The sequence below is a fragment of the Bradyrhizobium sp. Crot121 genome (assembly GCF_059512385.1).
Window position 1 is genome coordinate 52,755 of record NZ_JCAMOR010000042.1, and the last position, 13,599, is coordinate 66,353.

10 protein-coding genes are annotated in these 13,599 nt (G+C 64.0%); 5 read left to right on the plus strand and 5 right to left on the minus strand.

All coding sequences use genetic code 11. The annotated features are described in order from the left end of the window. Positions 1–23: 23 nt before the first annotated feature. Positions 24–1,139, plus strand: a complete 1,116-nt coding sequence (gene hppD, locus AC5ZGW_RS29280) for a 4-hydroxyphenylpyruvate dioxygenase (protein ID WP_130228962.1) — start codon at positions 24–26, stop codon at positions 1,137–1,139. Between the two features lie 110 nt (positions 1,140–1,249). Here hppD and AC5ZGW_RS29285 read toward each other — a convergent pair whose 3' ends face one another. The 4 genes from AC5ZGW_RS29285 to AC5ZGW_RS29300 form a co-directional block, all read right to left on the minus strand. Continuing rightward, positions 1,250–2,356: a CaiB/BaiF CoA transferase family protein gene (locus AC5ZGW_RS29285; RefSeq protein WP_130228963.1), complete on the minus strand. Its 1,107-nt coding sequence runs from the start codon at positions 2,354–2,356 to the stop codon at positions 1,250–1,252. Positions 2,357–2,506: 150 nt separating this feature from the next. Further along, positions 2,507–3,307 carry an FAD binding domain-containing protein gene (locus tag AC5ZGW_RS29290; protein WP_028162344.1) on the minus strand — a complete coding sequence of 267 codons (801 nt, stop codon included), beginning with the start codon at positions 3,305–3,307 and terminating at the stop codon, positions 2,507–2,509. Positions 3,308–3,322: 15 nt separating this feature from the next. Next, the gene (locus AC5ZGW_RS29295) at positions 3,323–5,662 is read right to left on the minus strand and encodes a xanthine dehydrogenase family protein molybdopterin-binding subunit (protein WP_130228964.1); all 2,340 of its coding nucleotides are present in this window, start codon (positions 5,660–5,662) and stop codon (positions 3,323–3,325) included. Between the two features lie 84 nt (positions 5,663–5,746). Beyond that, on the minus strand, positions 5,747–6,232 hold the full coding sequence (locus tag AC5ZGW_RS29300; RefSeq protein WP_028162342.1) for a (2Fe-2S)-binding protein: 486 nt from the start codon (positions 6,230–6,232) through the stop codon (positions 5,747–5,749). Between the two features lie 244 nt (positions 6,233–6,476). On the opposite strand from AC5ZGW_RS29300, the gene AC5ZGW_RS29305 reads away from it, so the two are divergent. Then, on the plus strand, positions 6,477–8,525 hold the full coding sequence (locus AC5ZGW_RS29305; protein WP_130228965.1) for a methyl-accepting chemotaxis protein: 2,049 nt from the start codon (positions 6,477–6,479) through the stop codon (positions 8,523–8,525). 147 nt (positions 8,526–8,672) lie between these two features. Here the strand turns inward: AC5ZGW_RS29305 and AC5ZGW_RS29310 are convergent, their stop codons facing one another. After that, entirely contained in the window at positions 8,673–9,059 is a 387-nt protein-coding gene (locus AC5ZGW_RS29310) for a DUF3175 domain-containing protein (RefSeq protein WP_130228966.1), read from the minus strand. Between the two features lie 186 nt (positions 9,060–9,245). Between AC5ZGW_RS29310 and AC5ZGW_RS29315 the strand changes: the two genes are divergently transcribed. From AC5ZGW_RS29315 to AC5ZGW_RS29325, 3 genes are all read left to right on the plus strand, one after another. Further along, positions 9,246–10,748: an MFS transporter gene (locus tag AC5ZGW_RS29315; protein WP_130228967.1), complete on the plus strand. Its 1,503-nt coding sequence runs from the start codon at positions 9,246–9,248 to the stop codon at positions 10,746–10,748. A 6-nt stretch (positions 10,749–10,754) separates the two neighbouring features. After that, the gene (otsB, locus tag AC5ZGW_RS29320) at positions 10,755–11,591 is read left to right on the plus strand and encodes a trehalose-phosphatase (RefSeq protein ID WP_130228968.1); all 837 of its coding nucleotides are present in this window, start codon (positions 10,755–10,757) and stop codon (positions 11,589–11,591) included. A gap of 206 nt (positions 11,592–11,797) precedes the next feature. Continuing rightward, entirely contained in the window at positions 11,798–13,246 is a 1,449-nt protein-coding gene (locus tag AC5ZGW_RS29325; RefSeq protein WP_165435478.1) for a trehalose-6-phosphate synthase, read from the plus strand. Positions 13,247–13,599 lie beyond the last annotated feature (353 nt).

A 13,599-nucleotide genomic window follows, 5' to 3' on the forward strand; every position in this document is an offset into this window, starting at 1 on the left:
AACCAAAGTAGGGAGAATCGCCAATGGGTCCGTTTCCGCACGATGCGCCACCGGCCGAAATCAGCGCCGACAATCCGATGGGCACGGATGGTTTCGAGTTCGTCGAATACGCCCATCCGCATCCGGAAGAGCTGCACCGCCTGTTCAAGCTGATGGGCTATGTGCCGGTCGCCCGCCACAAGAGGAAGAAGATCACGGTCTATCGCCAGGGCGACATCAACTATCTCGTCAATGAGGAGCCTGATACCCACGGCCATGACTTCGTCGCCGCGCACGGGCCGTGCGCGCCGTCGATGGCGTTCCGCGTGGTCGATGCCAGGCGTGCCTATGAGCGCGCGTTGTCGCTCGGCGCGGAGCCGGCCGACAATGCCGCGCAGAAGACGCTCGACGTTCCCGCGATCAAGGGCATCGGCGGCAGCCTGCTCTATCTGGTCGATCGCTATGGCGCGAAGGGCTCGGCCTATGATCTCGAGTTCGAATGGCTCGGCGAGAAGAACCCGCGGCCTGAGGGCTCGGGGCTCTATTACATCGATCACCTCACCCATAACGTCCATCGCGGCCGCATGGATGTCTGGACCGGCTTCTACGCCAGATTGTTCAATTTCCGCCAGATCCGCTTCTTCGATATCGAGGGCCGCGCCTCGGGCCTGTTCTCGCGCGCCCTGACCAGTCCGGACGGCAAGATCCGGATTCCGATCAACGAGGATGCCGGCGATTCCGGACAGATCGAGGAATATCTCAACCTCTATCGCGGCGAGGGCATCCAGCACATCGCCTGCGGCGCGCGCGATATCCACCAGACCATCGAGACGCTGCGCGCGGCCGGGCTGCCGTTCATGCCGTCACCGCCTGACACCTATTTCGAGAAGATCGACCAGCGCCTGTCCGGGCATGGCGAGGATGTCGCGCGGCTGCAGCAGAACGGCATCCTGATCGACGGCGAGGGCGTGGTCGATGGCGGCCAGACCAAGGTGCTGCTGCAGATATTCTCGGCCAATGCGATCGGACCGATCTTCTTCGAATTCATCCAGCGCAAGGGCGACGACGGATTCGGCGAGGGCAACTTCAAGGCCCTGTTCGAATCGATCGAGGAAGACCAGATCCGCCGCGGCGTGCTGAAGGTGGACCACGCAGCGTAAGGCTGCCGTAGGGTGGGCAAAGCGCAGCGTGCCCACCTCTTCTTGCGCTGCTCTTGATGGCGGGCAGGCTGCGCTTTGCCCACCCTACGCCGAGCGGATAGAGGCGGCGGCTATCGCTTCCACGCGCTCAGCACATCGCCAAGCTCCGCTGTCACCGGCTCCCTGATCGCCGACGGTGTCCGCGAGAAGCGCGGCGCGGGCGCCGGCTGCGTGACGCCATGGCGTTCGACGAACACCTTTCGCGCGGCCATGTGCGGATGGTTCGGGGCTTCCGCCATGGTCAGGATCGGCGCGAAGCAGATGTCGGTGCCTTCCATGATCTTGCACCACTCCTCGCGCGTCTTGCTCTTGAATATCTCGGTGAGCTTGTCTTTCAGCGCGGGCCAGGCCTTGCGGTCCATCTGGGCGTCGAACTCGGCGTCCGTGAGGCCGGCGTGCTTGCGCAACAGGGCGTAGAATTGCGGCTCGATCGAACCGATCGAAACGAAATGGCCGCAGGCGCATTCGTAGACGCCGTAGAAATGCGCGCCGCCGTCGAGCATATTCTGGTCGCGTCCCTCCACCCAGCGGCCGCTTGCGGCCAGGTCAAAGAACATCGACATCAGCGACGCCGCGCCGTCGCACATCGCGGTATCGACCACCTGGCCCTTGCCGGATTTCGATGCTTCCAACAGCGCGGCTAGCACGCCGACCACGAGATAGAGCGCGCCGCCGCCGAAATCGCCGACGAGGTTGAGCGGCGGCACCGGCTTCTCTTTGGTGCCGATCGCGGCCAGCGCGCCGGTGATCGAGATGTAGTTGATGTCGTGACCGGCGGCGTTCGCGAGCGGGCCCTCCTGGCCCCAGCCGGTCATGCGGCCGTAGACCAGCTTCGGGTTACGCGCAAGCACGACGTCGGGACCGAGGCCAAGCCGCTCCATCACACCGGGACGAAAGCCCTCGATCAGCGCATCGGCATTGGCGAGGAGATCGAGCACCTGCGCGACCGCCGCCTTGTCCTTGAGGTCGAGTTCGACGACCTTGCGCCCGCGCGTGGAAACGCCCTTGAGATTCTTGCCGGCGCCGAGGCGGTCGAGGGTGATGACCTCCGCGCCCATATCTGCCAGCATCATGCAGGCGAATGGGCCGGGGCCGATGCCCGCGAATTCGACGATGCGGGTGCCGGCGAGCGGGCCGGAGGCCCGGACAGCGGATTGAGGGGCGGGTTTATCGAGCACGTTTCCATCCGTGTTTTAATTAGGCGATTAGCTAAATTGTCGGGCGATATGCCCGGCCTTGCAAGCGCTTTTTCCGAAGACCTTGATTTAAAGTGGAACGGCGCGCATCACTGCGCGCCGTTGCCACAGGCGAAGGTAGGATGCTCCGGATCAGCCCGCCGCCGTCACCGCGCGCTGCGCCATCACCTTGATGAGGTTGGCGCGGTAGTCGGCGGAGCCGTGGATGTCGCTGAGCAATCCGGCAGACGGAATTTGCACGCTGTCGAGCGCGGCTGCCGACCAGTTCGCCTTCAGCGCCGCTTCGATCGGGCCGACGCGCGTGACGCCGCTTTGCGACGCGCCGGTCGCGGCGACGCGGACGTCACCGTCCTTGGTCTTGGCGACGAACACGCCGGTTAGCGCAAAGCGCGAGGCGGGGTGCGGGAATTTGGCGTAGCCCGCCTTGGCCGGAATCGGGAACGACACGGCCGTGATGATCTCACCGTCTTCAAGGGCGGTCGAGAACAGTCCCTGGAAGAAGTCATCGGCTGCGATCGTGCGCTTGTTGGTTTTGATGGTCGCGCCGAGCGCCAGCACTGCGGCCGGGTAATCCGCGGCGGGATCGTTGTTGGCGAGCGAGCCGCCGATCGTGCCGCGATGGCGCACCGCGGGGTCGCCGATCAGCGAGGCGAGATAGGCGATTGCCGGGATCGCCTTTTGCGCCGCGCTGTTCTGCGCCACGTCACAATGCGGCGTCGCCGCCTTGATCGTCAGCGCGTCGGCCGTCGCGTCCACGCCGATCAATTCCTTGATCTTGCCGAGGTCGATGACGTCAGATGGCGAGGCCAGCCGCTGCTTCATCACGGGGATCAGCGTGTGACCGCCAGCGAGATATTTCGGCTCCTCACCTTTGGCGAACAGGGCAGCCGCTTCGTCGACCGATGAAGCGCGATGATAAATGGTCTCGTACATGGCTCACGCTCCTCGTTAACCGTGAATGGCATGCCAGACGCGATCGGGCGTCGCCGGCATTTCGAGCTTGTTGCTGCCGATCGCATCCGTGATCGCGTTGATCACGGCGGCCGATGCGCCGATCGCGCCGGCCTCGCCACAACCCTTGACGCCGAGCGGATTGCCCGGACACAGCGTTGTGGTGTGCGAGATCTGGAAGGACGGCAGGTCGTCGGCGCGCGGCATGGTGTAGTCCATGAAGGATGCCGTGACCGGCTGGCCGTTGCTGTCGTAAACCGCGCTTTCGAGCAGCGCCTGGCCGATTCCCTGCGCGAGTCCGCCATGGACCTGGCCCGCGACGATCATCGGGTTGATCAGCCGGCCGAAATCATCCGCCGCCACGAAGTTGACGAATGAAGTCTTGCCGGTCGTGGGATCGACCTCGAGCTCGCAGATATAGGCGCCGGCCGGGAAGGTGAAGTTGGTCGGATCGTAGAACGCCGTCTCCTTCAACCCCGGCTCCATGCCATCAGGCAGATTGTGCGCGGTATAGGCGGCGAGCGCGACCATCGGCAGCGCGATCGACTTGTCGGTGCCAGTGACCTTGAACTCGCCATTCTCGATCACGATGTCGTTCTCGGAAGCCTCCAGCGCGTGCGCGGCGATCTTCTTGGCCTTGGCCTCGACCTTTTCCATCGCCTTCACGATGGCCGCGCCACCGACCGCGATCGAGCGCGAGCCGTAAGTGCCCATGCCGAACTGCACCTTGTCGGTATCGCCATGGACGATCGAGACCTGGCTGATGGGGACGCCGAGGCGGTCCGCGATGATCTGGCAGAACGTGGTCTCGTGGCCCTGGCCGTGGCTGTGCGAGCCGGTGAGGATCTCGATCGTGCCGACCGGATTGACGCGCACCTCGGCCGATTCCCAGAGGCCGACGCCGGCGCCGAGGCTGCCGACCGCCTTTGACGGCGCAATGCCGCAGGCTTCGATATAGCAGGACACGCCGATGCCGCGCAGCTTGCCGTCCGCTTTCGCCTTCGCCTTGCGCGCCGGGAAGCCGGCATAGTCGATTGCCTTCATCGCCGCGTCGATCGAGGCATGGAAGTCGCCGGTGTCATAGGTCATGATTACCGGTGTCTGGTACGGGAACTGGGTGATGAAGTTCTTCTTCCGCAGTTCGGTCGGATCGACCTTCAACTGCCGCGCCGCGGTCTCCATCATCCGCTCGATCAGGTAGCTCGCCTCGGGACGGCCCGCGCCGCGATAGGCATCGACCGGCGTGGTGTTGGTATAGACGCCGATCACCTCCGCATAGATCGCCGGGATGACGTATTGTCCCGAGAGCAGCGTCGCATAGAGATAGGTCGGCACGGCCGAGGAGAACAGCGACATGTAGGCGCCGAAATTGGCGTGGGTCTTCACGTGGAGGCCGAGGATCTTGTTGTCCTTGTCGAACGCCAGTTCGGCCTTCGAGACATGGTCGCGGCCATGCGCATCGGTGAGGAAAGCTTCCGTGCGGTCGCCGGTCCACTTCACCGGGCGGCCGACTTTCTTGGAGGCCCACAGCGCCACCATCTCTTCGGGGTATATGTAGATCTTGGAGCCGAAGCCGCCGCCGACGTCGGGCGCGATCACGCGCAGCTTGTGCTCGGGCGCGATATTGTAGAAGGCCGACAGCACGAGACGGGCGACATGCGGGTTCTGCGAGGTCGTATAGAGCGTGAAATGCTCTTCAGCCGCGTCATAGTCCGCGATCGCCGATCGTGGCTCCATCGCGTTCGGCACCAGACGGTTGTTGGTGAGCTCAAGCGTCACCACATTCGCCGCCTTGCTGAAGGCGTCCTTCACCGCGGCCTCGTCACCGAGATGCCAGTCATAGACCACATTGCCCGAGGCTTCCGGATGAAGCTGCGGCGCGCCTGGCTTGATCGCGGCCTTGATGTCAGAAACCGCCGGCAGCTCTTCATAATCGACCTCCACGGCTTCCGCGGCGTCGCGCGCCTGGTTCTTGGTCTCGGCGATCACGACCGCGACCGCCTGGCCGACGAAGCGCACGGTCTCCGGCGCCATCGCCGGCCACGCGCCCATCTTCATTGGCGAGCCGTCCTTCGACGTGATGGCCCAGCCGCAAATGAGATTGCCGATCTTGTCGTCGACGAGCTCCTGGCCCGTGAGCACGGCGATGACGCCGGGCTTCTTCAGGGCCTCGCTCGAATCGATGCTCTTGACCTTGGCATGCGCGTGGGGGCTGCGGATGAACTGGGCATAGGTCATGCCCACCAGTTTGATGTCGTCGACGTAACGGCCTTTGCCTGTGATGAAACGGCGGTCTTCCTTGCGGACGACGCTTGCGCCAATGCCTTCGATGCCCATTGTGAATCCTCCCGACCGGAGATGTGATGTCCCGCCGCTTCCATCGAAGCCCGGCGGCGTTTGACGAGATGTGGCGGGCGGCGGCTATTCCGCCGCTTGCGCGACCTTCATGCGCCCGGCGGCGTCCAGCACCGCCTTGACGATGTTGTGGTAGCCCGTGCAGCGGCAGATATTGCCTTCCAGCTCGTGGCGGACGGTCGTCTCGTCGAGCTCGCCGCCATAGCGGTGCACGATATCGATCGCCGACATGATCATGCCCGGCGTGCAGTAGCCGCACTGCAGGCCGTGATTGTCGCGGAACGCCGCCTGCATCGGGTGCAATTCGTCGCCCTTGGCGATGCCTTCGATGGTGGTGACGTTCGAACCCGCCGCCTGGCCCGCCAGCACGGTGCAGGATTTCACCGCCCGCCCGTCAATATGGACAACACAGGCGCCGCACTGGCTGGTATCGCAGCCGACATGGGTGCCAGTCAGGTTCAGGTTTTCGCGCAGGAGATGGACGAGGAGGGTTCGGTCCTCGACGTCGACGGATACCGCTTTGCCGTTCACCGTCAGCTTGACTGTAGACACGCGTCGTTCCTCCGGATGCTTTTAATTATTCCAATTAGAAACAGCGGCGAGGAACTTGGCAACTAGGATTTTGCCTATCTTTGTCACGGCCATGACATCGGCGAGGACGAGGAGCTGCGCCTCCCGGCGAGGTACTCCACAACCTCTCCGAAATGTCTGCTGAATTTACTAGCTCTTATCGATTCTGCCTTAACTTTGCGCGTCGGGTCCGGGCGACGATTCCCGGACACCACTTGTTTTCAGAATGAAGACGGGGGTTGGGGTGGGACTACTGGGGCGTGTGGGGTCGCGAATGCCGACCCTTCGATTTCGTGCGAAAATCATCCTGGGCTTTGCCGCGGTGCTGGCGATTACCGCAGCCAGCATGGGCTTTGCCTATCTCGGTTTTGAACGTATCTCCGCAGGCGTCGCCGCCTACCGTGCGAGCGTCCGGGAGGCCGATCTGGCGCGCAATATCGACCGCGAGCTGATCTCCTACCGTTCGCTGGCGCGCTACTATGTGGCGACCGGCAAGGAGGAGGACGGCAAGGCGGCGCTCGCGGCCGAGGCCAGCCTCAAAGAGGCCATCCTCCAGGCGATGAAAGGTACCACCGACCCCGCGCGGGTCGAGCAGGTGACAAAGCTCGAGCGGGAGTTCCGCGCCTTCACCAAGATCTTTGCCGAGATCCTCAAGGTCAAGGGAGAGAGCGGGCTGCTCGCGCAGAATCAGCTCGCCCGCGGCGGTAATTCGCTCCGCTACAAGCTCGACGATCTCGCCTCCAACGCGGCCGAAGCCGGCCTGTCCGCCGTCGAGATGGGCGCCAAGCAGGTCGCTTCGCAATTCCAGCAGGCGAGCGCGCTTGCCAATACCTTCGTTGTCAATTCCGACAAGATCACCGCAACCAGCGGGCTGGCGCGGCTGAAATTCGTCGAGAATTCGCTGAAGGCGATCTCTTCGACCGACGAGAAGGTCGTCGCCGCGCTCAAAGAGCTGACGAAGATGCTCGAAGAGTATCGGGAGGCGCTCTCGAAGCTGATGGAGAACGCGAAATCGATCGACGAGTTGACCATCGAAATGACGGAATCCGCGGCCGCTATCAATCAGGGCTCCGGCGTGATGAAGTCGGACCTGCTCGCCGACCAGAAGCGCATGGAAACCGAGTCGGACGCTGCGATCGGCGCGACCGAGCGGTTCATTCTGATGCTCGCCGCCGGTGGCTTCGTGCTCGGCGCGGTTCTCGCCTTTCTGCTTGGAACCGGCATTTCCCGCCCGATCCGAGCGATGTGCGCCGCAATGCGCGAGCTTGCGGCCGGCAATTTCGACGTCGTGCTGCCGGGGCTCGGCCGCAAGGACGAAGTCGGCGAGATGGCCGGCGCGGTGGAGGAATTCAAGCTCCAGGCGATCGCCAAGGCCGAGCGCGACGCCGCAAGCCAGGAGGCGCAGAACAAGGCGAGCGCCGCGGCACGCCGCACCGAATTGATCCGCTTCGCCGACGAATTCGAGACGGCGGTCGGCTCGATCGTCGCCAATGTCTCGGCCTCGGCGGTGCAGCTCGAGACCGCGGCGGGCACGCTGACGCGGACCGCTGAGACCACGCAGAACCTCTCAAGCCAGGTAGCGGGTGCCTCCGAGGAGGCGTCCAGCAACATGCAGTCGGTGGCTTCCGCTACTGAAGAATTGTCGGCTTCCGTGGACGAGATCGGACGCCGCGTGAAGGAGTCCAGCCGGATCGCCGATGCTGCGGTGCGTCAGGCCGAGCAGACCGACGCCCGCATCGGCAAGCTCTCGCTCGCGGCGCAACAGATCGGCGACGTGGTCAAGCTGATCACCGCGATCGCCGAACAGACCAACCTCTTGGCGCTGAACGCGACGATCGAAGCCGCACGCGCCGGCGATGCTGGCCGCGGCTTCGCGGTGGTCGCCTCCGAGGTGAAATCGCTCGCCAGCCAGACCGCGCGGGCGACCGAGGAGATTTCCAGTCACATCGCGGGCATGCAGTCGGCGACGCAAGAGTCGGTTGCCGCCATCAAGGAGATCGGCGGCACCATCGGCCAGATCTCGGAGATCGCCGCCAACATCGCCGGCGCAGTCGAGCAGCAGAGCACGGCGACCCAGGAGATCGCCCGTAGCGTGCAGAATGTCGCGCAGGGCACGCAGGAAGCCGCCACCAGCGTCACCCTCGTCAACCGGGGCGCCACCGAGACCGGCTCCGCGTCGGAGGAGGTGCTGAACTCGGCACGCTCGCTATCGTCCGAAAGCACGCGCCTGCGCGACGAGCTCGACCGCTTCATGGCGAACATCCGCGCGGCGTAGCTCCGTCCCGGGCTTGACCCGGGACCCATAACCACAGGCGTTTGTGGTGTGCTCCGCTGCAACTGCTTGCTCGCGTCATAACAGCTTCCTGTGGTTATGGGTCCCCGCCTTCGCGCGCCTTCGCGGGGACGACAACGGGGCACACGTTCACTCCCTCTCGAACTGGTGCTTCAGCTCTACCTTCGCGCGTTCTAATCGCGTGCGCTGCGCGTGCGGCAGCGTCTTGCCGGCGCGGTTGATGTAGAAGGTCAGCATCGATAGCGCCGAGCGGTAGGCGCCGGCCTTGCGGCGCTTGCTTCGCTCGGCGGAGCGCTTCAGTGAAGCGGCGATCTTCTTCGCGCTGGTCTGCTTGAACACGCCGCGGTCGAGATCGAGTGCGTCGCTCCGCTGCGTCACGCGTTGCGACCAGCGCCGCGGTGACGTCTTGCGCGTGCCGGTCTTTCGCGTACCGGTCTTGCGCCGCGCCGCGGTTGTCCTTGTCGCACCTTTTCGTGCCGTGATTTTTCGTGCGCTGGTTTTGCGACGTGGTGCCATTGCGAGCTCCTGTTTTTCAGGTAGCAACATCTGCGGTTATGTCCGGGTTCCTATATCGCGATGCGGGAACCAGGTGGCTTGGCGGACGTTGTGGTGCGTGGCGGCGGGCATCTGTTTGCCGCAAATTTTTGGGATGAGCACCTTGGGGCAAGCTGCGTTCCGGGGTGATTTCTCGTTGGTTCCGTGATGGATTTGCAGCCGATCCAGCCCAGTCCTGCAACTGCTTCTGCACTCCGTGACGCCGACGCGCCGCAGCCGCAGGATCATGACCGTATTATCGAGACCTCCATCCCCGTGCGTCTCGACAATCTCTATTGGAGCGGCTTTCACACCCGCGTGGTGCTCGCGCTCGGGATCACCTGGATCCTCGACGGGCTCGAGGTCACGCTCGCCGGCGCGTTGTCGGGGGCGCTGAAGGAGAGTCCGACGCTGCAATTCTCCAACTTCGATGTCGGGTTCGCCAACAGCGCCTATCTTGCCGGCGCGGTGTTGGGTGCGATCGGCTTCGGCTGGCTCACCGACCGCATCGGCCGCAAGAAATTGTTCTTCATCACGCTCGCGGTTTATCTCAGCGCCACGGCCGCGACCGCGCTGTCGTGGAATGTCGCAAGCTATGCGCTGTTTCGCTTCCTGACCGGTGCCGGCATCGGCGGCGAATACACCGCAATCAATTCGACCATCCAGGAATTGGTGCCGGCGCGCTATCGCGGCTGGACCGATCTTGTCATCAACGGCAGCTTTTGGATTGGCGCCGCGATCGGCGCCGTCAGCGCCATCGTCCTGCTCGATCCCGCCGTGATCAATCCCGAACTCGGCTGGCGGCTTGCCTATTTCACCGGCGCCTGTCTTGGCCTCGTCGTGTTCGTGATGCGGATGTGGATTCCGGAAAGCCCGCGCTGGCTGATGATCCACGGCCGTCCCGACGAGGCGCATCGGATCGTCGACGACATCGAGCGCTCCGTGACCGGCCATGTCGAGGCGCACTCGCAGGAACTGCCGAAGATCAAGCTGCGGATGCGCGACCACACGCCGCTGCGTGAAGTGGCGCATACGTTGCTTGTTACCTATCGCCAGCGCGCGCTGGTCGGGCTCGTGCTGATGAGCGCGCAGGCGTTCTTCTACAACGCGATCTTCTTCACCTTCGCGCTGATCCTGACCGACTTCTTCGGCATCCCCGCCAGCCATGTCGGCTGGTACATCCTGCCGTTCGCCGCCGGCAACTTCCTGGGGCCGCTGGTGCTCGGTCGCCTGTTCGATACGCTGGGACGCCGCACCATGATCACGCTGACCTACGGCGTGTCGGGCGTGCTGCTGGCGCTCTCGGGCTATTTGTTCTCGATCGGCGCGTTGAGCGCGCAAGGACAGACGATCGCCTGGATGGTGATCTTCTTCTTTGCCTCGCCCGCCGCGAGCGCCGCTTATCTCACCGTGAGCGAGACGTTCCCGCTCGAGGTGCGGGCGCTCGCGATTGCGCTGTTCTACGCGATCGGCACAGGGATCGGCGGCGTGATCGGACCTGCATTGTTCGGCGCGCTGATCGATACCGGATCGCGCAATTCCGTCTTTGCCGGCTACCTCCTGGGGTCGGCGCTCATGATCGTCGCGGCCTTGGTCGCGTGGCGCTACGCCGTCGCCGCCGAGCGAAAATCGCTCGAATCTGTCGCGCGGCCGCTTGCTGTTGTGGAGTAGAATGACATGACTGAGGAACTGGCTGACATGCCGCTGGACGAAGACTTTTCGCCGGAAGACGAAGCATCGCCGGAAACCGTGCCGGTGCCGAGCGCGTTGGTCGGGCATCTTAGCGAGACCGCTGTCCTGCTCGACGTCGACGGCACCTTGCTCGACTTCGCGCCGACGCCGCGCGAGGTCTGGGTGCCGCCCGGGTTGGCGAAAACGCTTCATCGCCTGCTCGAGCGCACCAATGGCGCGCTGGCGCTGGTCAGCGGCCGTTCGGTGAACGATCTTGACCTGATTTTCGCCCCCGACGTCTTCCCTGCGGTCGGCGGTCATGGCGCGGAGATGCGGCTCGATCCGCAGGGCGATGGAGATGCAGGCCCCGCGCTGCAGCTCGACAAGGAGCTGAAGCGCCGTCTGGCCGCCATCGCCAGATTGAGCCCGGGCATTCTGCTTGAGGACAAGGGCTATTCGCTCGCGTTGCACTATCGCCTTGCGCCGCATGCCGAGAGGGCGATCTATGAGGCGGTGTCGCTGATCCGCGCCGATCTGCCCGATGCGCCGATCGAGGTGCTGCCTGGCAAGCAGGTCTGCGAAATCAAGCTCGCGGGCTTCACCAAGGCCACCGGCGTGCGCGAATTGATGAAGCATCCGCCGTTCAAGGGCCGCAAGCCGTTCTTCATCGGCGATGACGTCACGGACGAGACGGTATTTGCCATCATGCCCGAGCTCGAAGGGCTCGCTTTCTCGGTCGGCCGTCGTGCCAAGGGAGTGGCCGGTCATTTCGATGCGCCGAGCGACGTGCGCGAATTCCTTGCGCATCTGCTCGACAACGAGCGCGAAATCGCCGCGCCTTAGCCGAAACCTCAACCGTAAATTGGCGCGGAATAACCGCAGTTCCTGCTGTGGGCGGCCGCCTGCTCGCAAAAAATTTTCTTTTTGTGAGTTGACGCCCCGGTTCCATGCGGCCTGCCTGAATTTGGTTTCAATTCGGAGAAAGCGTGGCCAGGAACCATATTGATGAATGGTTGTTAATACGCGAATGCCCAACGGGAGGGGACCATTTGAACCTCGTTGTCGTGTCGAACCGCGTAGCGCGTGGAAAACCCAATGAACCCATGACCGGCGGCCTCGCCGCCGCTCTTTTGCCTGTTGTCGAGAAGTCGGGCGCGATCTGGGTCGGCTCCAGCGGCCGTGTCCGCGATGGGAACCAGAAGGAACCTTTCGCGGAGGTGGAAGCGCTCGGCGCCGGTGCGCTGGCGATGCTCGATCTTCCGGCCGCGCATTACGGCGGCTACTACGAAGGCTTTGCCAACTCCGCGCTGTGGCCGGCGCTGCATTCGCGCGCCGACCTGATCCGCGCCTCGGAGGAGGATTATGCCAGCTATCGCGAGGTGAACGCCTTCATGGCGCGCGCTCTGCTGCGCTTCCGCAAGGACGATTCGGTGTTCTGGATTCAGGACTACCATTTCCTCGCGCTCGGCGCGGAGCTGCGCGATCTCGGCATCGACAAGCCGATCGGCTTCTTCCTGCACACGCCGTGGCCGGCGCGCGCGGTGATCGAGGGCGTGCCGCATCATCGCGAGCTGATCGAGGCGATGCTTGCCTATGATCTTATCGGCTTCCAGACCGAGGAGGATTGCGAGAATTTCCTCGGCTATGTCGAAGCCGATCTCGGCCTCGTGGTGCGCGATGGCAGCGTGACCTCGCGCTATGGACGCAGCCGCGCCGCCGTCTTCCCGATCGGCATCGATCCGGAGAAATTCGCGCAGCAGGCGACCAAGGCGACGACCCATCCCGACGTCTCGCGCTTGCGACGCAGTCTCAACGGCGAGCGGCTGGCGATCGGCGTCGACCGGCTCGACTATTCGAAGGGCCTGATCAACCGCATCAAGGCCTTCGACCGGATGTGGACGATGCATCCCTCGCTGAAGCGCACGATCTCGCTGTTGCAGATCGCGACTCCTTCGCGCGGCGGCATCGAGGCCTACGGCAATCTGCAGAGCGAGGTGGCAAAGCTCGTCACCGACGTCAACGGCATCCATGGCGAGGTCGACTGGACGCCGATCCGCTACCTCAACAAGGGATTTAGCCAGGCGGTGCTGGCCGGCCTCTACCGCACGGCGCAGGTCGGCGTGGTGACGCCGCTGCAAGACGGCATGAACCTCGTCGCCAAGGAATATGTCGCCGCCCAGAACCCGGCCGATCCCGGCGTGCTGGTGCTGTCGAAATTCGCCGGCGCCGCCAACGAACTCGAGGCCGCCCTCATCGTCAACCCGCACGACGTCGACGGCATGGCGCGCACCATCGCCACCGCGCTTTCCATGCCGCTCGCCGAGCGACGGCTGCGCTGGGAAGCGATGATGGAGAAGATCTGCACGGGCACCATCCAGCAATGGTTCGCCAATTTCGTCGAGGCGCTGCGGGACACCGGCGCCGACGAAAAGCCCGAGCGCGCGCCGCCACTGGCCGAAGCCACGCACTGGCCCTATCGCAGCGCCCGCATTCATTAGCCGCTCTTCTTGGCATATCTCCGTCGGTCCCGGCGGAAGCCGGGACCCATAACCACAGGGAGGTGTTGTGGCGCGAGCAAGCGGTTGCGGAGCCGTAGGGTGGGCAAAGGCGCATCAGCCCCGTGCCCACCATGACCACTCCGCTCGTGAGGGTGGGCACGCTTCGCTTTGCCCACCCTACGGCATCGCCGCGAGTTCTGATTCAAATTTCAAACAACGTGAGGATATGAGCGTGCATTCTCGCGGCGCGTTGCGCCCGAGCTTTGCGTCTCGTTTCACCCTCTCATTGAACAGAGGGCGCAGGGAAAGCCGGGTGCTGGTTGCACCCGTGGGTCCCGTGCAACAAAAAGCAC

What these genes read in the sequence shown, in the direction of transcription:
- hppD (WP_130228962.1), top strand. Translation starts at nt 24, where the DNA reads ATGGGTCCGTTTCCGCACGATGCGCCACCGGCCGAAATCAGCGCCGAC.
- AC5ZGW_RS29290 (WP_028162344.1), bottom strand. Translation starts at nt 3,307, where the DNA reads ATGTACGAGACCATTTATCATCGCGCTTCATCGGTCGACGAAGCGGCT.
- AC5ZGW_RS29295 (WP_130228964.1), bottom strand. Translation starts at nt 5,662, where the DNA reads ATGGGCATCGAAGGCATTGGCGCAAGCGTCGTCCGCAAGGAAGACCGC.
- AC5ZGW_RS29305 (WP_130228965.1), top strand. Translation starts at nt 6,477, where the DNA reads ATGAAGACGGGGGTTGGGGTGGGACTACTGGGGCGTGTGGGGTCGCGA.
- AC5ZGW_RS29310 (WP_130228966.1), bottom strand. Translation starts at nt 9,059, where the DNA reads ATGGCACCACGTCGCAAAACCAGCGCACGAAAAATCACGGCACGAAAA.
- AC5ZGW_RS29315 (WP_130228967.1), top strand. Translation starts at nt 9,246, where the DNA reads ATGGATTTGCAGCCGATCCAGCCCAGTCCTGCAACTGCTTCTGCACTC.
- otsB (WP_130228968.1), top strand. Translation starts at nt 10,755, where the DNA reads ATGACTGAGGAACTGGCTGACATGCCGCTGGACGAAGACTTTTCGCCG.